The organism is Parabacteroides provencensis (assembly GCF_900232875.1).
Lineage (GTDB): Bacteria > Bacteroidota > Bacteroidia > Bacteroidales > Tannerellaceae > Parabacteroides > Parabacteroides chinchillae.
In genome coordinates this window covers 471499-492030 of sequence record NZ_LT960488.1, presented here as the reverse complement: position 1 = coordinate 492030, position 20532 = coordinate 471499, and the positions used below count along the sequence as shown (strand labels likewise).

The following is a 20532-nucleotide window of genomic DNA, read 5'->3' as shown; positions in this document are numbered from 1 at the left end:
TTAAAGTATTCTTCTGTTGATTGGAGACGTAGAGCTCATTTTAAATTAGTATATATATGGAGAATAACAAAGACGCTTTAAAAGGTCGCATTATTGTCGCAATGCGTAATATTTTTGTTAGTGAATATCGTAAGATTGTAAATAAGTACGCCGATCAGCAGATTTGGACTGATATCGATCTTTCTTCTGATGCTGTTTTTAGTTCTTCAACTACAAACAGTTATTCTATGCAGGATGTATCAAAAGCGCTTCGTAGTATCAGTAATGAATTGAAAGTTCCGTTTAGCTTGTTTATAAGCGGTTATAAGTATGAAGAAATAGCAAAGCATTTGAATATTCCTGTCGGTACTGTAAAAAGTCGTATTTATTTTGCACGGCAAGCTTTACATAAGGTTTTGAGCAACGATAAAGATGATAGCAAATAAGATATAAATAACTTTACCGGCAGTAAGAAAAAAGCAGAGCGTAACGAATTCGCCGAATGTGTTCGTTACGCTCTGCTTTTATAGTTAAATATCCATGAATCAATGCACGCAGAATATGCAGATTATATTAGTATGAAAAAGTAATCGGCATTCAGTTATGCCTGTCTGCGTGTTATAAATACGTCTCTACTTTGTTATCTTTTGTAGCCATCTTTGGCTCCTGTACCTAGATTGTAAAATAGCCTGATTTTAGATGTGTATTTTTGGTATATATGCTATTGTTGCGTTACTTTGGTATTCTGCTTGTCATACATTAGTGCTTTCCATAGACGTTTTTTATTACTTTTCTCTTGGCAGAAAAGTCAAGGCTACACCGTCAGGGCTACTACGGCAAAAGACTTCGCTAAACCAGCTTTTCTGGTAAGCTACTAAATTGGATAGGGTAGGCAATTAAAAACGCAGGTACAATATAGTCTATTTCTCTGTACCTGCGTTTCTATAACAGTCTTTTGATATAATATCTTTTTATGCGGTTTCAATCTCTTCCGGGGTAAGTCCTGTTATTTTGGCAATATTCTCAATAGGTATTCCAAGGTCTTTCATGCCATGGGCAGCAGTACGAAGTTTTGCTTTTCCTTCAGCCAGACCTTCTGCTTTGCCTTCCACCTTACCTTTCTCGATACCTTCCGCTAAGCCTTCGGCTCTGCCTTTTTCTTCACCTTCTTTGCGCCCTTGTCTTTTTGCGGAGTTTATCGTGCCGTAGTAGTCTCTGTATATTTTGAGCGCTTCGTCATACCGGGCACGCTCTTTCTCGTCCAGCTTGCTGACATCGGCAATGTCGAGCAGCTTGTCGAAGACGGCTTTCTGCGCATTGAAAGGCATTCTGTCAAATGTGTCCATGTGTTTTAATATATAAATCCAACGTTCAAAATCTGTTTTACATTCGTCTTGCTCCAGGGTAAAGTAGGGCATTGACAGGTATATCTGTCTGAATTTTTTGTTTACCGCTTCACCTGTAGCGCGATCTGCCAATATTACATCTGTCCTGAACGAAACAAACGGCGGAATAATAAAGTTCAGGAAATAGATTCCGTATACCGGAAAGATCTCATATTCCCAATCTTTCCCTTTTATTCCCTGCCGAGTAACAGAGCGGCACAGGTAGTACAAACTTCTGTCCAGGAAGAAATCCTGGTATTGGTTCTGCATTTCGATTATGAAATAGGCCCCGTTTGTTTCCCTGCAGAGGATATCGAAGATTACCACTCTTCCGTTTGCCATTTCCGGCATATCTTCCTTNGCTTCACCTGTAGCGCGATCTGCCAATATTACATCTGTCCTGAACGAAACAAACGGCGGAATAATAAAGTTCAGGAAATAGATTCCGTATACCGGAAAGATCTCATATTCCCAATCTTTCCCTTTTATTCCCTGCCGAGTAACAGAGCGGCACAGGTAGTACAAACTTCTGTCCAGGAAGAAATCCTGGTATTGGTTCTGCATTTCGATTATGAAATAGGCCCCGTTTGTTTCCCTGCAGAGGATATCGAAGATTACCACTCTGCCGTTTGCCATTTCCGGCATATCTTCCTTATCCATAAAGGATATGTCGGCTATATGCCTTTCTCCGACCAATAAATCGTTCAGGAACGCGATAAGTACATCCTTACTAATCTCCCTTCCGAATATATGCTTGAAGCCTATATCCGTAAACGGATTGATAAATCTTCCCATAGTAGTCTGGTTTTGATGATTCACTACCCAATAGCAGGCAGTGAGGCAAAGGTAAGAAAGATTTGTGATTTATGAATTATGTGGCAAACAAGATTTGGGGTAGAAGTTATATATTAAAAAACATCCCGATCATTTTTTCGAAACATCGAGATGATTTGGAGAAATGATCGGGATGTTTTTTAGTATATTGTTGTATCTTTGGGTCATTGTATATTGAATGATGAATGACCATGAAATACCTGTATTTTTTTGTTGCCTTATTTATATCTATGTTATGTTTTGCACAGCAAGATTCGATTGTACCTTTTGACAAGGCATATAAGCGAGTGTACAATATTACGAAGGTTTCCGGCCAGAAGCCTGTGATAGATGGGAAACTTGATGAAGGTTTCTGGACTGAACAGGGTGAGTGGTCTGATCGTTTTGTGCAAATTATTCCTTATGAACGGGTAATTTCTCCTTCTCCTACAAAAGTGAAACTTTTTTATGACAATAAGTATATTTATGTGGGGGTTATGTGCAAGGACGCAGTACCCGAAAAGATGAATAGGTTTATAGGAAACCGTGATGATAACAGTTTGGGCGATTTGATTAGTGTCGCTTTTGATACGTATCATGATTACAGGGCTGCCCCTGAGTTTAATATAAATCTGGGAGGCAATAAAACAGATTTGGTTGTTACTGACAAATTAAGTGTCAATTTAAGTTGGAATGCCGTATGGGAAGGAAAAACCCATATTGACCAAAAAGATTCTTTATGGACTGCAGAACTGCGTATTCCATTTAGCCAACTTCGTTATAATCAGAAATCGGATGATGGTGTCTGGGGGCTTCATGTACGACGTATAATCCGGCGTAACAACGAAGTTCAAAACTGGAGCATGATACCATTGAAAAATAATGGCCATGTTTTTTCTTTCGGAGAGATGCACGGTATGACAGATTTGCCCAAGCCGCGCGGAATAGAGTTTTTGCCTTATGTAATGGGTAAGTTTCGCAATTCACCTCAGATACCGGGTAGCCCGTATCAAAAAGGACATAGTTGGGGAGGTAATGTTGGACTGGATGCAAAATTTGCATTGTCTGACTTTACGTTGGATATGACTATTAATCCGGACTTTGGGCAAGTGGAATTAGACCCTTCGGTAATGAATCTGACAGCTTATGAAACTTTTTATGATGAAAAACGCCCCTTCTTTCTGGAAGGAAAACATATCTTAGATTTTGCAAATGGTAATGATATGATGTTTTATACCCGCCGTATCGGTGCAGCCCCGTCTTATACTCCGCAAAATATTGATAATGTAAGCAGCTTTGCCGGAACAAAAGATAATGTTCCTATTATCGGTGCGTTGAAACTTACAGGTACCAATCGGAAAGGGGTTACAATCGGTGTAGTACAAAGTGTTACAGCCCGTTCTTCTGTTAAAGTCAGTAGAAATGGTAATGAAACGACGGAAGTAGTGGAACCTCTTACAAATTATACGGTGGGACGTATGCAAAAGAACTGGAAAGGAAATACGTTACTAGGGGGCATGCTGACTTCTGTAAACAGAGATTTGAGCGAACCTTATCTGGAAAAATTTCTGGTACGGAATGCGTTTACTGCGGGTATTGATTTTACACAGTATTTTAACAATAGGCTGTATTATATTGACGTTAAGGGAATGTTGAGTTCCTTGAATGGAACAAAAGAAGCTATAACTCTTTTACAACGGAATGCTGTACATTATTATCAACGCGAATCATCTAAAGGCTATTTAGGAGTCGATCCAAACAGGACTTCATTAAATGGAACGGGTGGTTATGTAAAAGTAGGAAGGAAAGGTAATGCTAAGTGGGCTTTTTCTGAATCGTTTGGTTGGTCTTCTCCCGGTTTTGATTTGAATGATATGGGGTATATGAAGGAGACCGATTATCTAAAGAATGAAACGGAGATAGCTTATCGCCAGACAGATATATGGAAGATGTTCCGCTATAACGCATTTACTCTTACACAAACGAATTGGTGGAATTATGGTGGGTATGCAATTAATAATGATGTTGCTTTGCGTTGGCAGAGTATGACTATGAATCGTTATGAAATGGATATGAAAGAAACGTTCGGATGGAATAAATTGGATACACGCATGCTCAGAGGTGGTCCTGATGTGCGCTATAATCCTTTTTTTCTGACATCTGTAAAGTTTAACACGGATAAAGCAAAGCGGGTTATGTTTATGTTGAAATATGAAGGTAACCATAATCTGGACGGATATAATCGTTTTAATACGATGATGCCGAGCCTGACATTCCGTCTGGGAAACCATGTATATCTGTCCGGTGAGTTGAACTATGCGTGGAATACGGACAATATGCAATATGTAAATACATTACTTCCTGCTAATGTAGAGTTGCTGAATACGCAAAAAACACTTACTCCTGTTTATTTGGCGGGACACTTGGATCAGAAAACGTATGGCCTTACCATGAAAGTACAGGTGAACGTAACTCCTGATATTTCTATCCAATTTTATGGTTCTCCTTTTACGTCTACAGCGAAGTTTAGTGACTTTAAACTGGCTGATGATACAAAGTCTCATTCGTATGATAATCGTTTTTATTCAATACATTCCGATGCTTTGAATTATAATGAAGGATTATATAGCTTTACCCATGAAGGGAAAGTCTATGAGTTTCCGAACCCGAATTTCAGCTTTAATGAATTCCGTTCTAATCTGGTGGCCCGTTGGGAATATTTACCGGGTTCTACCCTCTATTTTGTATGGGAACACCAAATGTCTAACCGCGACAGTAAACAAATTGGCGGTTGGGGATCGAATCTGGATCGTATGTTTGGGCTTCCTTCCACAAATACTTTTATGATTAAAGTAAATTACTGGTTTAATATATAGTATAATCGGTTTTTCTGATTATTTTTGTTTTTAACTCGTATACGGAATATTTTGCTTGAAATAAAAACATAAAACTAGAATATTATGGAAGAGAAAAAAAGAAGACTTACTCGTTCAAACGATAAAATGATTGCAGGTGTATGTGGCGGTATTGCCGAGTATTTTGACTGGGACCCTACATTGGTTCGTGTCGGTTATGTATTGCTGAGTATATTCACTGTTTTTTCCGGGGTTATAGCTTATTTTGTGCTCTGGTTAATTATGCCTAAAGAAAAAGAGTATTAAGAATGAATTTTGAATTATCGTCGCCTTTTAGTCCGACCGGAGATCAACCGGAGGCTATTGCTGCGCTTACCGAAGGCATACAGAGCGGTGTACCTTTTCAAACCTTGTTGGGGGTGACAGGCTCCGGTAAGACTTTTACAATTGCTAACGTGATTAAGGAGGTGAAAAGACCAACCTTGATTTTGAGCCATAACAAGACTTTGGCAGCTCAGCTGTATAGTGAGTTTAAAGCCTTTTTTCCCAATAATGCTGTAGAGTATTTTGTGTCATATTACGATTATTATCAACCGGAAGCTTATCTTCCGTCTACAGATACCTATATAGAAAAAGATTTGGCAATCAATGAAGAAATTGATAAACTGCGCTTGCGTGCTACCGCTTCTCTTTTGTCCGGCAGGCAGGATGTTATTGTGGTTTCATCAGTGTCTTGTTTGTATGGTATGGCCGATCCTCGTGCTTTTGCAGAAAAAGTAACACATTTGGAACGGGGAATGAAGATTGACCGGGATGTTTTATTAAGGCGTTTTGTCGATGCTTTGTATGTTAATAACAAATTGGATTTTAATAGTGGCTGTTTTCGGGTAAACGGTGATACGGTGGATATTTTTCCTGCTATTGAGACTTTTGACGGTGTGGCTTACCGTATTGAGTTTTGGGATGATGAGATAGACCGTTTATCTTCTTTTGATCCTAAGACCGGTCAGGAAATAGATGAACAGGATGAACTGAATATTTACCCGACGAATTTATTTGTCACTACACAAGACAGGATTAATTCCGCTATTGGTCAGATTGATGTGGATTTGGGTACGCAAGTGAATTTCCTGAAAGAAATAGGGAAGCCATTTGAAGCGAAACGTTTATATGAACGTGTAACTTTTGATCTGGAAATGATACGGGAATTAGGACATTGTTCGGGTATAGAGAATTATTCCCGTTATTTTGACGGGCGGGCTCCAGGTGAACGCCCTTTCTGTTTGTTGGATTATTTTCCGAAAGATTTCATGCTGGTGATAGATGAAAGCCACGTGACCATACCGCAGATACGTGCTATGTACGGAGGCGATTTTGCCAGGAAGAAGAATTTGGTTGAATATGGTTTCCGCCTTCCGTCTGCCATAGATAACCGTCCGCTTACTTTTGATGAATTCGAATCTCTTACTCCTTTGGCTATTTATGTGAGTGCAACACCTGCCGATTATGAATTGGAAAAAAGCGAAGGAATTGTTGTAGACCAGGTAATTCGTCCTACCGGCTTATTGGATCCGGTAATAGAGGTGCGTCCGACATTGAATCAGATAGATGATTTAATGGAAGAAATAGAGCAGCGTGCTGCTAAAGATGAACGGGTATTGGTGACGACACTTACTAAACGTATGGCTGAAGAGCTTACTACTTATATGACTCGTATGGGAGTGAGGTGCAATTATATTCATAGTGATGTGGACACGTTAGAACGTATCCAGATAATGGATGATCTTCGTAAAGGGCTGTTTGATGTTTTGATTGGTGTGAACTTATTACGTGAAGGATTGGATTTGCCGGAGGTGTCTTTGGTTGCAATTCTGGATGCGGATAAAGAAGGCTTTTTGCGTTCTCACCGTTCGCTGACGCAGACAGCCGGACGTGCGGCGCGTAACATAAATGGAAAGGTGATTTTTTATGCTGATAAGATAACTGATAGTATGAAGTTGACAATGGATGAAACAACCCGCCGCCGCGAAAAACAGTTAGCTTATAATGAAAAACATGGTATTACTCCGAAACAGGTTATTAAGAATAGTGTTTCTTTGGTTGCAGAGAAACAACAGACGGTTACATCTGAGCCTTATGCTTATATAGAATCAGAACCCAGTCTGGTGGCCGACCCGGTTGTTCAGTATATGAGTCGCCAGCAATTGGAAAAAACGATTGAACGTACAAAGAAACAAATGGCTGAAGCTGCCAAAAAGCTGAATTTTATAGAAGCTGCGCAATTTCGTGATGAATTGGTTAAACTTCAGGATTTGTTGGCTACAAAATAATTGAAATATGATTCTGAGATATTTTTGTATGACTATTTTCCTGCTTCTTCCTTTGTGTGGAAAAGCACAGGTCTTACCTGTTGTTGACTCTGTATATTATACGGGCGAAGACCGTGCTGTTTTTGACCGTTTTATAAAAGAAGTGGAGTCGGAGAAATCTTTACCTACAGGAGAATTGACGGTGAAAGCTGCTTTGTTCTTTTTGGGTGTACCTTATGTGGCCGCAACATTGGAACGAGTTCCGGAAAAGCTGGTTGTCAATTTCAGTGGATTGGACTGTATGACTTTAGTGGAGAATACGGTTGCTTTGGTGCGTACATTGCAGATGCCGTCTGTTTCATTCGATAATTTCTGCCATGTTTTATCTCTTTTCCGTTATCGTGATAATATGTCAGAGAATCTTTCTGCCGGTTTGGATTATACGGATCGTTTGCATTATACGACTGATTGGATTTATGAAAACCAGAAGCAGGGCAGGATAAAAGATATTACAAAAGAGATAGGCGGAAAGCCATTAGCCGTAAATTTATCATTTATGTCGACGCATCCGGATAGTTATGTTCAGTTGAAAGATTCTCCGGAACGTGTTGCAAAGATAACAGCAAAAGAAAAGGAGATAAATACCCGTTCTTATTTTTATTTACCTAAAGAAGATATAGGAGCCTGTGCCCGTGGTATTAAAGATGGAGATATAATTTGCTTTGTGACAAATATCAAAGGATTGGATATTTCTCACGTAGGTATTGCTTATAGGGTTGGAGATAAGCTTACTTTTATACATGCCTCTTCTGTTGCAAAAAAGGTTATTGTTAATGAAGAGTCTTTGGAAGCATATACAAAACGGATAAAGAGCAATGCCGGAATAATGGTTATCCGTCAGTTAAGTCCGTCATTGAAATAATTCAAATGCAAATTTGAATCCTATACTTTGATATTCCCATTTATTAAATCCGAGGAAAATGGCAATATTGAATATGTTGTTTCCTACACCATATCCGGCTTCGGTATAGCTTGGCAGTATTGGAGTCCATAATTGGCTTAAGTAGAATCGTTCGGAAAATATATGTTTGGAAGCTCTTTTATTTTTTAGTAGTTGGAAAAGGATAAAAGGGCTTTGATACATAAAATGCGCTTGTATATACTTATCGGAAGCATTATACCATTCGCTTTTTAGCAAATTGAAGACCCCACCTATTTTGTCATCCCACGAATCCGGGAAATTGTGCCGTGTAAAATATTCAAAGTCTGCAAAATAGGTTCCTTTTTGTTTTGTGTAAAGTCCTCCGCTGATATGATAATTCAGTTTACGTAATAAGCCCAGAGAGATACTTTGATGTATATCGGTTTCAATGCGCCCGTAGTTTCCTATGCTTTTCCCTACATTAGGAATTGCTCTGGCTATTTCCAATGAAATGGTCGGGTAGTAGGAACGGACATATTCTTTGCGATGCCCGTCCATCCGATAGTATTGCCGGGGGGTATATGAAAAACCAACGGTTGTGAGGAAATCATGATAGTTTTCATTTAAAATATTATCAACACCCTCTCCCGGGTCAATATCTGTACTTGTTTTTACCGGTATACGACGGTGATAAGATATTCCCGTCATTAACTGGAAACCATTGAATAATTCAATAGTATTACGCAGGTCAACATAATAGTGTTTGAAGTATTTGAGATTGAGATCATCAAAATTGAAGACGGAGTCTTTTAGCTCTGCATTGATCTTTTTGGTTATTTCGGATGAATAACCTTGATTACCATTTGCTATCATGAGACTTAGTGCTCCTAACTTTTCAGGTTTGTATTCCCAGTCGCCGGCAATTTTGAAGAAAAATTCTTTTCTTTTGGATGTAAAACCTATTTCGGGACGGAAACGGATTTGCCTGTCTTTTTTAAATGTTTTGCTTATGCGTATTTTTTGTTTGTAGCTTATACCGTTTCGTGCGGAATAACCTAATTGAAAAGGGTTAAGTATTCCTGAATATTTGATACGGGTAGTGCGATAGTCTAGGTTTACGGTATTTGTTAATTGCTGAGTGAGTTTTATATACTTTACCATGTTGGTAGTATCTAATTTATCTTCGTTTTTTTTGACCTGGGTGAGAATTTTATTTTCTTCATAGGTGAGAGGAATATCCCGTTTTTTATTCCAATAAGTTGAATCCCTGATAATAGGGATCGTATCGGAAGACAGACGGTAATAGCTGGTTAAATCGAGTGATTTTTGTCGCTTGCTTTGATGGTTTTCTTCAATCCATTCAACTTCCTTGTATTTGAAAGTCGCATGATAAGTACTGGCAATGACATTCCCCAGTACGTTGTATCTAAGAAACAGATCGGCTTTATCGGGTAAAAGAAAACGGCGGAAATCTCTATTAAACGTCATGACCAGATTAAATTCGGCGAAAGAAAAACGTCCATTCATGTCTATTTTGTCAATCACCCAGGAATTGTTGGTAATATATAAATCTCCGCATACCAGTTTTTGGCTCCACATTTTAGGCATAAAGCGGATTTTGTAGATTTTGAGTCCGAGTGTATCTTGTATGTCTTCCAATGTGAAATTATAGAAACTGAATGCATTGCTTGCTACCGGCATTAATATTTCTTCATTATAAGCGGTGGGAGAATATACATTGAGATTTAGAAAACTTACTACTTCTTGCTGTTTGCTACGGTTGGGTATACTGTTTCCGTTGACAGCCTTAAAACTATGGAAATAATTGTTGGGTGCGCTGAATTTAGATTGGCTGAACATTTCAAAGAGCATATCTTTATTTTTCCGGTCAACAGGAAAGAGATTATTGGCGAAACGGATTAAGAAGTTGTGTTTTAGTATTTCAGTACGTCCTTTAATATATATTTCAGCATCATACTTAGATACGACATCTGCATAACCGCAAGCACTTTCTATAACAATATTCATGATAGAATCGGCTAGCTGAGTTTTTGCTGTATGATTGTGTGTGTGCAAAAATAAATCCCCATAAGTATTTTTGGCATTTAGCATTGTACTTACAGTTGTTGCAAGAAGGGCAAGTATCAAATATAGGTATTTCAATGGTAGATTAATCTTTATATACAAATATAATGAATAAATTTCAGATTATAGATGAAAGAAGATAAAATGTTATGATTACCTGCAATTAATCATACAAAATGTTTTATTGTTTCAAAAGAAAAGCCGTATATTTGTGCTTCATAAGTATGTTATATAGCAGTCGTGGTTAAACAACTAAAAGAAGAGGTCGATTTATCGGCCAGTTTATCAGAAGTGTGGAGGGTTTTGACCGATAAAGAACGGGAAATCCTTCGTAATAATTCGTCCATTCAGCATTTTAAACGGAACGAATTGGTTTACTATGAGGGAGACGAACCGAAAGACATGATGTGCTTATTAAAAGGCAAGGTGAAAATCTTTAAAGAAGGTGTTGGCGGAAGAAGCCAGATTATTCGAATGATTAAACCTGTTCAGTACTTCGGATATCGTGCAAACTTTGCTCAGGAAAATTATCTGACGAATGCTTCTGCTTTTGAAGCATCCACCGTCTGTCTGATCCCAATGGCCGTTGTTACAGAATTGTTGATGGGTAATCCTCATTTGGCAATGTTTTTTATTCGCCAGCTTTCAATTGATTTGGGAGTTGCGGATGAGCGTACCGTTAATCTGACACAAAAACATATTCGCGGACGTTTGGCTGAATCTCTGTTGTTCTTGAAAGACAGTTATGGTTTGGAAGAGGATGGTGCCACATTAAGTATTTATCTGGCACGTGAAGATTTGGCGAATCTGTCTAATATGACTACTTCGAATGCAATCCGTACCTTATCTACATTTGTATCTGAGCGTATTATTGCGTTGGATGGTAGAAAGATTAAACTTATTGATGAGGAGAAGCTGAGGAAAATCAGCAAGATGGGATAACAGTTAGTAGGGTGACAGCCGACAGTTATATGTGTATTTGCCGGCTGTCATTTGTTTTTAGAATTTATATCATATGGTCAGAATAGATGATTTCTTCATCTTTTAAATAAGATATTATTTTATTGCTTCCCGGATTCGAATTAGTTTTGTAAGCAATTCTTCTAATAAATCCAATTGTAACATATTTGCTCCATCAGATTTTGCTTTGGAAGGTTCCGGATGTGTTTCTATAAACAGGCCGTCTGCACCAACTGCAATAGCAGCTTTTGCTATTGTTTCTATAAGGGCAGGCATTCCTCCTGTAACACCGGACGTTTGGTTCGGCTGTTGTAATGAATGGGTGACATCCATGATTACAGGAAAACCAAACTCCTGCATTTGTGGAATCCCTCTGTAATCAACAACGAGATCGGTATAACCGAATGTTGTTCCGCGTTCGGTCAGCATTACGTTATTATTACCAGCGTCTACTACTTTTTGTGCAGCAAATTGCATAGCTCCGGGAGAGAGAAACTGTCCTTTCTTTATATTGACAATTTTACCGGTTTCTGCGGCGGCAACAAGCAGATCGGTTTGTCTGCATAGAAAAGCCGGAATTTGCAATACATCTACATATTCGGCAGCCATGGCAGCTTCGGATGTCTCATGGATATCGGTAACAGTCGGTATATGAAAGGTTTCACTGACTTTGCGTAAAATCTTCAATGCCTTTTCGTCGCCAATACCTGTAAATGAATCCAGACGCGAACGGTTGGCCTTGCGATATGAACCTTTAAATATATATGGAATATTTAGCTTAGTTGTTATATCTGCTATCTTTTCGGCTATGCGTAAAGCCATATCCTCGCCCTCAATTACACATGGGCCTGCCATCAGGAAGAAGTTGTCGCTTTTGCTTAAGTCTTTTATTGTAATCATATTATTCTTTGTTACGAAGTAAATTTTCTGTGATTTCTATTTTATCTTCTGTCGGTAGAGTAGCATCGATCCAGTGTATCATGCAGCCACGGCGTTCCATTCCGCGGAACCAGGTCATTTGCCTTTTAGCAAATTGATGAATGGCAATCTCTAATTGCGAAACCATCTCTTCATACGACAGTTTCCCTATAATATATAATGTTAGGAATTTATATTCCAGACCATAATAAATCAGGTCGTCCGGCTTTACACCGCCGGCTATGATATTGCGAACTTCATCTACCATGCCTTCGTTTAACCGGTCACGTAAACGTTTGGATATCTTCCCGCGACGTAGCTCGCGGTCTATGTCAATGCCAATAATCAGGCTATGGATAGGATCGTATTCGTTTGCATCCGGTGCTTCCGTTTTATAATACTCTTCAATCTCGATGGCACGGATAGCACGTTGGGCAGAATCTACATCTGTTTTATTGTGTAATCTCTTGTACGAAGCTAATATATTCTCCAGTTCCTGCAAAGATTTATCTTTCAACGATTCCCGTAGAGCCGGATTCTGTGGAACATCCAGTAGCTTATATCCCTTCAGTACAGCTTCTATATACATTCCGGTTCCTCCACAAAGTACGGGCAGTTTGCCTTTCTCTTTGATAGATTGGTAAGCGCGGAAAAAATCGTGTTGGTATTCGAATACATTATATTTATATCCGGGCTCGCAAATATCAATCAGATGATAAGGAACTGCTTTGCCGTTTACCACATAGTCTTTCAGGTCTTTTCCTGTTCCTATATCCATCGAACGGTATATTTGCCTGGAATCTGCACTGATAATCTCCGTGTCCAGACGCTCGGCCAAGGCAGCAGCAAAAGATGTTTTGCCGGATGCTGTAGGCCCCAAAACGGTAATTAGTTCATACTTTTTCATTATGCAGACAAAGATAGGTAAAAATGCTCCAAATAGCTATCTTACTTAATATTTCCAAAAGAATACCTCGGTCAAATAAATAATTGCTTCTTTTTTGGAACTTCCCGAAGTTCAGGAACGCAGAGGAAATATAGAACTTGCCGGAACGAATGGAGTTACGGTTATCATTAATGGTAAGGCTACAAATATGAATGCAAGCCAACTGGCAGATTTATTGAAAAATATGCCAAAAGAGCGTGTCAGGGAAGCTGAAATCATTTATAGCGCACCGCCTCAATATCATGTACGTGGTTCTGTTATTAATCTGGTTCTGAAAAGTGGAACATCGGATGAACCCCAATTGCAGGGACAAGTGAATGCGCTGTATAGTCAAGGGCATTATGCAAATTATCAGGGAGGAGCGACAGTACTGTATAGCACTTCCAAATCGTCTACGGATTTCATATATTCGTTTGGCTATAACCAAGATCGCACAGGACAATAAATAATGTCTCATCATTTATTTAAAGATAAGGTTTATGATATAGAACAATCAGACAGAGAATACTCCAAAAGGCCAACTCATACGATACGTTTGGGTAATGATTGGTTTATGGATGATAAGAATAAGATCAGCCTGGCTTATACTTCGGAAATTCAGCAATGGTCTCATGCCTTTACATCTTCTAAAGGAACGTATTCGGATTCGGAGAACAGAAAGAATTCGGATAAGCCTATACAGTTGCATGATCTTTTGCTTGGTTATACTTCCGGCTTCGGGTTGAGTATGGGTATTGATTTTACACTTTATAAAAACCATACCACACAACATTATCAGGAGAAGATGACAGGAAAAGGAAATATCTTTAATGCTCAGTCCAAACAGGATATTCGTCGTTTCTTATTCATTAGATGGACATGATTGGTCGGTCTCTAATAGCAGCAGTGGCTTGAATGAATAGTTTAATACATGGACGCCCAAATATCTTGACCTTTATTATAAAACACAGAATCTGAAAATGCAGATGGTGCCTGATTCGAGAAGGATCTCATTGTCTTTTACCTATAAGTTCGGAGGATTCAAATCGAAGGAGCGTAAAGAAATAGACAGTTCAAGATTTGGGAAATAGGAGTTTCCTGTTGTGTCTGTGGTATGTTCGGAAAATAAAAAAGCCGTCCCTTGTGAGGACGGCTTTCTGTATTATTTTGTGATAAATTACTTACCAGCGATAACGCGAGCCATTTCACAAACTTTGTTTGAATAACCCCATTCGTTGTCATACCAAGAAACGATCTTGGCAAAGTTAGAATCCAAAGAGATACCAGCTTTAGCATCGAAGATTGAAGTGTTAGCGCAACCACGGAAGTCAGTTGAAACAACTGCATCTTCAGTATAGCCAAGTACACCTTTCAATTCGCCTTCAGAAGCAGCCTTCATAGCAGCACAGATATCTTCCATTGTAGCAGCCTTTTCAAGAACTACTGTCAAGTCAACAACTGAAACGTCAGAAGTCGGTACGCGGAATGCCATACCAGTCAATTTACCGTTCAATACAGGTAATACTTTACCTACAGCCTTAGCAGCACCAGTTGAAGAAGGGATGATGTTTTCAAGGATACCACGACCACCTCTCCAGTCTTTCTTAGAAGGACCGTCAACAGTCTTCTGAGTAGCTGTAGCAGCGTGAACTGTAGTCATCAAACCTTTAACGATGCCGAACTTGTCGTTCAATACTTTAGCGATAGGAGCCAAACAGTTAGTTGTACAAGAAGCGTTAGAGATGATGTCCTGACCTGCGTAAGTTTTGTCGTTAACGCCATAAACGAACATAGGAGTAGCATCCTTTGAAGGTGCAGACATGATCACTTTTTTTGCACCAGCCTGGATGTGTTTGCGAGCTGTTTCGTCAGTCAAGAAGAAACCTGTTGATTCAACAACTACGTCTGCATCAACTTCGTTCCACTTCAAGTTAGCAGGATCCATTTCTGCAGTAAGACGGATTTTGTTACCGTTTACAACCAAATTGTTACCTTCTACAGCAACTGTTCCGTCGAAACGACCGTGTACTGAGTCATATTTCAACATGTATGCCAAATAATCAGCATCCAACAAGTCATTGATACCTACGATTTGAATATCATTGCCGAAGTTCTTAACTGCAGCACGGAACACCATACGTCCGATACGGCCGAAACCGTTTATACCTACTTTAATCATTGTAATAAAACTTTTATGGTTTATTAAAAATATTGATTGTCCAAAACTTATCTAACAGCCACAAGGTGTTGCACATGAAACCAACATTGCAAGCATTAATGCAATTACTACTATTAAATAGATACAGTGTTTCATTTTATCCTTGCTTTTAACGACTGCAAATGTAACTATGTTTTTTGTATTGAGCTTTATAATAAGGTCAGAAAAGTATGTTTTCTAACATAAATTAATTGTTGGGCTTATTTCTTTTTCTTCGAGAATACGCTCCTAAGTAAATTCTTTGCTTTTTTTATGCCCCAGGTCATGATAAACGGTTGGGCAATGTCCCAAGCAAGGGGTAGCATACTCTTGGTAATAGACAGATAGTCAGAGAAGCCTAATGGGACAGCAGGTAGATCGCCGTTGTCATTTTGTGTTGTTGTGTTTTCGCCGGATTTAGCTGCCGATCTTGTTTTTGGGAACAATAAAGACGATACGCCTGAAAGCAATAAACTCCCTGCATTCTCTTGGATATAAGAGAAGTCTTCGTTGAGTTTCTGTTCATGTTCCTTGCATTGTTTCCGAATGCGCTCTTTATCAGAAATCAGCTTCTCCAGTGGTGTCTGTTTGTTGTTTATTTTCTGTTGCATTGTTTTTATCGTCATTTGCTGTCATTGCTATGATGACTTCGTTCAGTATGGCATTACTAATCTTGTTCTTGTTTATTACAATGATACCAATTAGCAGTATATACAGAATTGCTACACTGACAAAGCCCAAGCCGGATGAATTGAACAAATCTCCCAAGAAAAATCCCAGGGCAAGAAAGATAAATAAGATAGCAAAGAAGGCCAGAAACAATAACACCAAGTTGTACGAAAGAACCGCAATTACCTTTCCGGTCCTTTCGTATGTGCTTAATTTCAGGAGCTCAAGCTTTAACTCCACATAAGCTGAGATATCATTTTTTAGCTTACCGAAGAATTTTTCTGAGTCGTTCTCCATTATATCAGTTTTATTCTGCGCTTTCAGCTACTTTTTCTTTTACACTTTTCAAAGCTCCGCTTTCCTTTGCCTTAGCCAAAGCAGAGTTGAAGCCGTCTTTTACCTTGCCTGCTACTTCTTTCAGATCTTCCAATAGCTGTTCTCTTTTATCCGAAGCGGCTAAATAACCTACAGCTGCACCTACAGCAGCGCCTACTACGAGGCCTAGCAATAATTTAGAATCTACGTTTTTCATAACTCTTCCTTTTTAAAAGTTTCTACTAAGATAACGTTTTTATTTAGACTATAGTTTATTATTGTATTAACTTTTGAGGTTAATTAATGTTATCGTTTTTTATTGTTTTTACGGCTACCCAATTGTTTTTTTCTGCATGGGATAGTAGTGTAAGCCCGTTCTTAATACACTCGACCTCAATTACTGGTATATCTTCTGTATAAAATCCGCTCATAAATAAAAGAGCTCCCGGCTTCATACATTGCGTATAACGTTGTATATCATTGAGCAGGATATTTCGGTTTATATTGGCAAATACAATATCAAAGAGGCCGAAATTCGGAATTTGTTCTGCACCGCCTAATGCAATTTCTATTTTTCGTGCATTATTCAGTCTGATGTTTTCGAGCGCGTTGTTGTAAGCCCATTCGTCAATATCTATACCTATTACCCGCTTGGCTCCTTTCATACAGGCTAGAATGGCAAGGACGGCTGTTCCGCAACCCATATCCAGTATTTCTTTATCTTCGAGATCTAATTTTAGCATCTCATTTATCATCAGGTAAGTCGTTTCATGGTTGCCCGTGCCGAAAGCCATTTTCGGATCAATAATGATGTTATAGGCATAACCTGGTTCGGGCTTGTGGAATGAGGCACGTATTATACATTCGTTTCCGATACGGATAGGTTTAAAATAGTTTTTTTCCCATTCTTCGTTCCAATCTTTGCTTTCAATCAACTTTGCCGTATAATGGATGTCAACTTTTTCCAGCGGAAAGTTTTTCAGTTTATCCGTTAATATTATCTCATTATATGAAGTATCTGGGATGTAGCCAAGCAATCCATATTCGTTTTCTGTAAAACTTTCAAAACCTATTTCGCCTAATTCGGCGGCAAGCACGTCGTTCAGTATGGATGCTTCTATGGGTGAAGTATATGTGAAATCGAGTTCGTAGTAATTCATCTTTTTCGTTTTTGGTATAAGACGTTTTATTCACAAATATACGAAATATCTTTGATTTTCGGCGTATGGAAAAATAGAAATAATAGTATATGTTTTGTAATTAATATCCCTGGCAAAATTCATGTTGACAATTGTGAGCCAAGCGGCCGACAATTGTCAACCGTACGGCTGATAATTGTCGACCATTCGGTTGACGATTATCAACATTCATTTTGCCAGGGAAGAAACAGGGCAAACGCATTAGGATTTTTGATATAGTACCATTGCCTTTTTCATTATCTCTTTCTTTATATTGGGCTTTAATGCTGCTGCTAACATTTTCTTTTTCAAGGATGCTCCTTTTTTGTATGTAAAGGCTTTCAGTACCGGCATTGCCATTTTTCTTAATATAGCCAGGTTTAACACTTGGTTCTTTTTCATTTTGGTCTCATCTTCATTAAAAGATACATCTAGTTGCCAATGCAAATTGTTCTCTATTTTCCAGTGATTTCGTATGATATTCAATTGCATGGGTGCATCTTTCTCCAAGGAAGATATGAAACATCTTGTTTCTGTGGTCGTTTCTCCTGTAGACAGTATCGTTCTTTGGGAAGTAATTGTACCAAAGCTTTTGATTCCTTCCCATTCTTTTCCACACTCAGGTATCCATCCCTAATGAGAACAGGAATGACAAATACGGACTTCTTCTCTCCCATGTCCTCGGGTTATTTCTTCGGCATGATCTATCCATTTAGCTTTATCACGGTTGTTTTCTACTCGAATCCCTTCTAATATACCTTCATATAATTTCTCTTGATTGGCTTTCACAATAATCAGATAATCAGCTTTAGCTGCTGTAATAGCTTTGATAGACTCTTTTTGACAATGTAGAGCGTCCGCAGTAATAATAGTACTTGCCAAATAAAGGTCTGTAACTAATTTGCGAAGTTGCTCGGGCTCGTTTATCTTTTTATCTGCCACCTCCTGTCCTAAACACAATCCGGTTCCGGTAGCATAAGCAGTAACTACATTCAAACCAGAAACATCGGTTACAGAGGCAGCATATTTGCCATCAAAGGCTACTATTTCTTTATCTTTACTAGCCTGAGAATGATCCAAATCGCCGCGTAATTGAGATTGAAGGGCTGACATAGTCTTGCGAAAAGACTGTTCCAAACTCGAGGGATTAACCAAAGAGAAAAAGCGACTAAAAGTATCATGGGAAGGCACACCAACAAAACAAGAACCTAAGTACTCAGAGAGCAAATCTTCACTAGATTCAGCGATTTCAACGATATCATCCCAGTCTTTACCTCCACAAAGGATACCAACAAAAGCCATGAAAATAATGCTACAGGAAGGGTAGTATAGACGATTACCTGTACGGAAGTCTTCAACATCACGAGCAAAAGATAATAATAAAGAGTAATCAGAAGAAGGAGTCATAAAGAATATAAGTTAGAGATACAAAGCAAAGGTAGAAAAAAGTACAAAAAACACAGGAAAGAAAGAAAAAATCCTAATGCGTTTGCCCTGAGGACAGGACAGTTACACCAGGCATATATTATAATGTATATGACGTGACGGAGCTTTTGTCAAAAGATCAGAATGCAACAGGCGTTATTTTTTGATGCGCGTGCCGGGTATGGTAACAAAAATATTCATGAAACATTTGCATAATAAATTCGGATGCAGTACTTTTGCAGTCTGAAAATCTGCAGAGGGTAAACAAGAGGAGTCGGAGACGACGCCCACCCCCGGGACCTAACCTGTTTAAATTAAAAAGACAGATGTACGTAATCGTAGAAATTAACGGACAACAGTTCAAGGCTGAACAAGGAAAGAAATTATTTGTTCACCACATTCAGAATGCAGAAAGCGGTGCTGTTGTTGAGTTTGACAAAGTATTGTTGGTTGACAACGATGGTGATGTAAAAGTAGGTGTTCCTACAGTTGAAGGCGCAAAGGTAGTATGCGAAGTACTGTCTCCGCTGGTAAAAGGTGACAAGGTTCTTATTTTCCATAAGAAAAGAAGAAAAGGTTACCGCAAGTTGAACGGTCACCGTCAGCAGTTCACCGAAGTGAGTATTAAAGAGATTGTTGCTTAACGTTTAAAGGAGAAAAAAAGAAATGGCACATAAGAAAGGTGTGGGTAGTTCTAAGAACGGCCGTGAATCACATAGCAAAAGATTAGGTGTAAAGCTTTTTGGTGGAGAAATTGCTAAAGCTGGTAACATTTTGGTTCGCCAGAGAGGTACAGTTCATCACCCGGGTGAAAACGTAGGTATCGGTAAAGATCATACATTGTATGCTCTGGTAGACGGTGTTGTTACTTTCCGTAGAACAAAAGAAGACAGATCTTTCGTTTCAATCCAACCGGTTGCAGAAGCGTAAGTTTTTCTTGATAGAAAAGTATAAAAAGAGGACATCTTCATTGAAGAATGTCCTCTTTTTGTTTTCTTAATATATAACAGAAATAAGAAAACCATTACCTTTGTAAAAAAGACGTATCTGTGAATAAACAACAATTTCTATATATTCTTTTGGCTTTGCTTCTATTATCTTCGTGCGGAAGCAGGAGAGCAACAGTTATTTTACCTTCTGATTTTAAAGGTCCGAAAGAGTTGTCCCGTCTTTACGGTATTCGGATTACACCGGATGATAATATCTACTTATATAACGAAGGAGCTAAATGGCTGGGTGTTCCGCATCGAATGGGAGGCTTGACAAAGCGGGGTGTAGACTGTTCCGCTTTTGTAGCGATTGTCTTTCGGGAGGTATATGGAAAGCAGCTTTCTCGTTCGTCGGCCGATATGCTAAAGTATGATTGCCGCAAGGTAAGCCGGGCAAAGCTGCAGGAAGGTGATCTTGTCTTTTTTCGTACAGGAGGAAGAGGGAAGAAAAATGCGCCTAACCATGTAGGTATATACCTGAAGAATGGACGGTTTATCCATACCAGTACTTCAAGCGGTGTGATGGTGAGCAGTCTGAGCGAACCATATTATCTGCGAACCTGGTTGAGTGGCGGACGCGTGAAATAGTTTTTTTAGATAGCTTGCTC

General features: G+C 38.9%; 21 protein-coding genes and 1 pseudogene. 11 read left to right on the top strand and 11 right to left on the bottom strand.

Annotated elements, in window-relative coordinates; genetic code table 11:
- The first annotated feature begins 56 nt into the window (after window positions 1-56).
- On the top strand, window positions 57-425 hold the full coding sequence (locus tag CTY47_RS02165; RefSeq protein WP_099463208.1) for an RNA polymerase sigma factor: 369 nt from the start codon (window positions 57-59) through the stop codon (window positions 423-425).
- A 525-nt stretch (window positions 426-950) separates the two neighbouring features.
- Here the strand turns inward: CTY47_RS02165 and CTY47_RS02160 are convergent.
- Entirely contained in the window at window positions 951-2159 is a 1209-nt protein-coding gene (locus CTY47_RS02160; protein WP_143813319.1) for an Rpn family recombination-promoting nuclease/putative transposase, read from the bottom strand.
- 230 nt (window positions 2160-2389) lie between these two features.
- On the opposite strand from CTY47_RS02160, the gene CTY47_RS02155 reads away from it, so the two are divergent.
- The 4 genes from CTY47_RS02155 (at window position 2390) to CTY47_RS02140 (ending at window position 8263) form a co-directional block, all read left to right on the top strand.
- Window positions 2390-5053 carry a DUF5916 domain-containing protein gene (locus CTY47_RS02155; protein ID WP_099463206.1) on the top strand — a complete coding sequence of 888 codons (2664 nt, stop codon included), beginning with the start codon at window positions 2390-2392 and terminating at the stop codon, window positions 5051-5053.
- Between the two features lie 84 nt (window positions 5054-5137).
- Window positions 5138-5338, top strand: coding sequence for a PspC domain-containing protein (locus CTY47_RS02150; protein ID WP_099463205.1), 201 nt, complete (start codon window positions 5138-5140; stop codon window positions 5336-5338).
- A 2-nt stretch (window positions 5339-5340) separates the two neighbouring features.
- Window positions 5341-7362, top strand: a complete 2022-nt coding sequence (uvrB, locus tag CTY47_RS02145; protein ID WP_099463204.1) for an excinuclease ABC subunit UvrB — start codon at window positions 5341-5343, stop codon at window positions 7360-7362.
- A 7-nt stretch (window positions 7363-7369) separates the two neighbouring features.
- A complete protein-coding gene (locus CTY47_RS02140) occupies window positions 7370-8263 on the top strand; it encodes an N-acetylmuramoyl-L-alanine amidase-like domain-containing protein (RefSeq protein ID WP_099463203.1) in 894 nt (297 codons plus the stop codon).
- On the opposite strand, the gene CTY47_RS02135 is transcribed toward CTY47_RS02140, so the two are convergent.
- The gene (locus CTY47_RS02135) at window positions 8252-10291 is read right to left on the bottom strand and encodes a DUF5686 family protein (RefSeq protein ID WP_394340679.1); all 2040 of its coding nucleotides are present in this window, start codon (window positions 10289-10291) and stop codon (window positions 8252-8254) included. The two genes, CTY47_RS02140 and CTY47_RS02135, sit on opposite strands and share 12 nt — an antisense overlap.
- 297 nt (window positions 10292-10588) lie before the next feature.
- Here CTY47_RS02135 and CTY47_RS02130 point away from each other — a divergent pair, with 297 nt between their 5' ends.
- Window positions 10589-11290 (top strand): Crp/Fnr family transcriptional regulator, encoded by a 702-nt coding sequence (locus tag CTY47_RS02130; RefSeq protein ID WP_099463202.1) that lies wholly within the window; start codon window positions 10589-10591, stop codon window positions 11288-11290.
- A gap of 114 nt (window positions 11291-11404) precedes the next feature.
- Here CTY47_RS02130 and kdsA read toward each other — a convergent pair whose 3' ends face one another.
- On the bottom strand, window positions 11405-12208 hold the full coding sequence (kdsA, locus tag CTY47_RS02125; RefSeq protein ID WP_099463201.1) for a 3-deoxy-8-phosphooctulonate synthase: 804 nt from the start codon (window positions 12206-12208) through the stop codon (window positions 11405-11407).
- Between the two features lies 1 nt (window position 12209).
- Window positions 12210-13133, bottom strand: coding sequence for a tRNA (adenosine(37)-N6)-dimethylallyltransferase MiaA (miaA, locus tag CTY47_RS02120; protein WP_099463200.1), 924 nt, complete (start codon window positions 13131-13133; stop codon window positions 12210-12212).
- 94 nt (window positions 13134-13227) lie between these two features.
- Here miaA and CTY47_RS17230 point away from each other — a divergent pair, with 94 nt between their 5' ends.
- Together CTY47_RS17230 and CTY47_RS17225 are read left to right on the top strand one after the other, a co-directional pair.
- A complete protein-coding gene (locus CTY47_RS17230) occupies window positions 13228-13617 on the top strand; it encodes a hypothetical protein (RefSeq protein ID WP_233202074.1) in 390 nt (129 codons plus the stop codon).
- 3 nt (window positions 13618-13620) lie between these two features.
- Window positions 13621-14034 (top strand): hypothetical protein, encoded by a 414-nt coding sequence (locus tag CTY47_RS17225; RefSeq protein WP_233202073.1) that lies wholly within the window; start codon window positions 13621-13623, stop codon window positions 14032-14034.
- Between the two features lie 294 nt (window positions 14035-14328).
- Here the strand turns inward: CTY47_RS17225 and gap are convergent, their stop codons facing one another.
- From gap to CTY47_RS02080, 7 genes and pseudogenes are all read right to left on the bottom strand, one after another.
- Window positions 14329-15330: a type I glyceraldehyde-3-phosphate dehydrogenase gene (gene gap, locus CTY47_RS02110; protein ID WP_099463199.1), complete on the bottom strand. Its 1002-nt coding sequence runs from the start codon at window positions 15328-15330 to the stop codon at window positions 14329-14331.
- 239 nt (window positions 15331-15569) lie between these two features.
- Complete coding sequence (locus tag CTY47_RS02105) at window positions 15570-15959, bottom strand: hypothetical protein (RefSeq protein ID WP_233202072.1); 390 nt, start codon at window positions 15957-15959, stop codon at window positions 15570-15572.
- Window positions 15907-16314, bottom strand: coding sequence for a phage holin family protein (locus CTY47_RS02100; protein ID WP_099463198.1), 408 nt, complete (start codon window positions 16312-16314; stop codon window positions 15907-15909). Before CTY47_RS02100 ends, CTY47_RS02105 begins: the two co-directional genes overlap by 53 nt.
- A gap of 10 nt (window positions 16315-16324) precedes the next feature.
- Window positions 16325-16549: a YtxH domain-containing protein gene (locus CTY47_RS02095; protein ID WP_099463197.1), complete on the bottom strand. Its 225-nt coding sequence runs from the start codon at window positions 16547-16549 to the stop codon at window positions 16325-16327.
- Window positions 16550-16628: 79 nt separating this feature from the next.
- Window positions 16629-17492: a 50S ribosomal protein L11 methyltransferase gene (gene prmA, locus CTY47_RS02090; RefSeq protein ID WP_099463196.1), complete on the bottom strand. Its 864-nt coding sequence runs from the start codon at window positions 17490-17492 to the stop codon at window positions 16629-16631.
- A gap of 240 nt (window positions 17493-17732) precedes the next feature.
- Complete coding sequence (locus CTY47_RS17220) at window positions 17733-17912, bottom strand: hypothetical protein (protein WP_233202118.1); 180 nt, start codon at window positions 17910-17912, stop codon at window positions 17733-17735.
- Window positions 17913-18917, bottom strand: a pseudogene (locus tag CTY47_RS02080) (ISAs1 family transposase); the annotation flags it as partial.
- A 344-nt stretch (window positions 18918-19261) separates the two neighbouring features.
- Here CTY47_RS02080 and rplU point away from each other — a divergent pair.
- The 3 genes from rplU to CTY47_RS02065 all read left to right on the top strand — a co-directional run bounded on the left by rplU (window position 19262) and on the right by CTY47_RS02065 (window position 20512).
- On the top strand, window positions 19262-19579 hold the full coding sequence (rplU, locus tag CTY47_RS02075; protein ID WP_099463193.1) for a 50S ribosomal protein L21: 318 nt from the start codon (window positions 19262-19264) through the stop codon (window positions 19577-19579).
- Between the two features lie 22 nt (window positions 19580-19601).
- Window positions 19602-19865 carry a 50S ribosomal protein L27 gene (gene rpmA / locus CTY47_RS02070; RefSeq protein ID WP_099463192.1) on the top strand — a complete coding sequence of 88 codons (264 nt, stop codon included), beginning with the start codon at window positions 19602-19604 and terminating at the stop codon, window positions 19863-19865.
- 119 nt (window positions 19866-19984) lie between these two features.
- Complete coding sequence (locus tag CTY47_RS02065) at window positions 19985-20512, top strand: NlpC/P60 family protein (protein ID WP_099463191.1); 528 nt, start codon at window positions 19985-19987, stop codon at window positions 20510-20512.
- Window positions 20513-20532: the final 20 nt, after the last annotated feature.

What these genes read in the sequence shown, in the direction of transcription:
- CTY47_RS02165 (WP_099463208.1), top strand. Translation starts at nt 57, where the DNA reads ATGGAGAATAACAAAGACGCTTTAAAAGGTCGCATTATTGTCGCAATG.
- CTY47_RS02155 (WP_099463206.1), top strand. Translation starts at nt 2,390, where the DNA reads ATGAAATACCTGTATTTTTTTGTTGCCTTATTTATATCTATGTTATGT.
- CTY47_RS02150 (WP_099463205.1), top strand. Translation starts at nt 5,138, where the DNA reads ATGGAAGAGAAAAAAAGAAGACTTACTCGTTCAAACGATAAAATGATT.
- uvrB (WP_099463204.1), top strand. Translation starts at nt 5,341, where the DNA reads ATGAATTTTGAATTATCGTCGCCTTTTAGTCCGACCGGAGATCAACCG.
- CTY47_RS02140 (WP_099463203.1), top strand. Translation starts at nt 7,370, where the DNA reads ATGATTCTGAGATATTTTTGTATGACTATTTTCCTGCTTCTTCCTTTG.
- CTY47_RS02135 (WP_394340679.1), bottom strand. Translation starts at nt 10,291, where the DNA reads ATGAATATTGTTATAGAAAGTGCTTGCGGTTATGCAGATGTCGTATCT.
- kdsA (WP_099463201.1), bottom strand. Translation starts at nt 12,208, where the DNA reads ATGATTACAATAAAAGACTTAAGCAAAAGCGACAACTTCTTCCTGATG.
- miaA (WP_099463200.1), bottom strand. Translation starts at nt 13,133, where the DNA reads ATGAAAAAGTATGAACTAATTACCGTTTTGGGGCCTACAGCATCCGGC.
- CTY47_RS17225 (WP_233202073.1), top strand. Translation starts at nt 13,621, where the DNA reads ATGTCTCATCATTTATTTAAAGATAAGGTTTATGATATAGAACAATCA.
- gap (WP_099463199.1), bottom strand. Translation starts at nt 15,330, where the DNA reads ATGATTAAAGTAGGTATAAACGGTTTCGGCCGTATCGGACGTATGGTG.
- CTY47_RS02105 (WP_233202072.1), bottom strand. Translation starts at nt 15,959, where the DNA reads ATGCAACAGAAAATAAACAACAAACAGACACCACTGGAGAAGCTGATT.
- CTY47_RS02100 (WP_099463198.1), bottom strand. Translation starts at nt 16,314, where the DNA reads ATGGAGAACGACTCAGAAAAATTCTTCGGTAAGCTAAAAAATGATATC.
- CTY47_RS02095 (WP_099463197.1), bottom strand. Translation starts at nt 16,549, where the DNA reads ATGAAAAACGTAGATTCTAAATTATTGCTAGGCCTCGTAGTAGGCGCT.
- prmA (WP_099463196.1), bottom strand. Translation starts at nt 17,492, where the DNA reads ATGAATTACTACGAACTCGATTTCACATATACTTCACCCATAGAAGCA.
- CTY47_RS17220 (WP_233202118.1), bottom strand. Translation starts at nt 17,912, where the DNA reads ATGAAAAAGAACCAAGTGTTAAACCTGGCTATATTAAGAAAAATGGCA.
- rplU (WP_099463193.1), top strand. Translation starts at nt 19,262, where the DNA reads ATGTACGTAATCGTAGAAATTAACGGACAACAGTTCAAGGCTGAACAA.
- rpmA (WP_099463192.1), top strand. Translation starts at nt 19,602, where the DNA reads ATGGCACATAAGAAAGGTGTGGGTAGTTCTAAGAACGGCCGTGAATCA.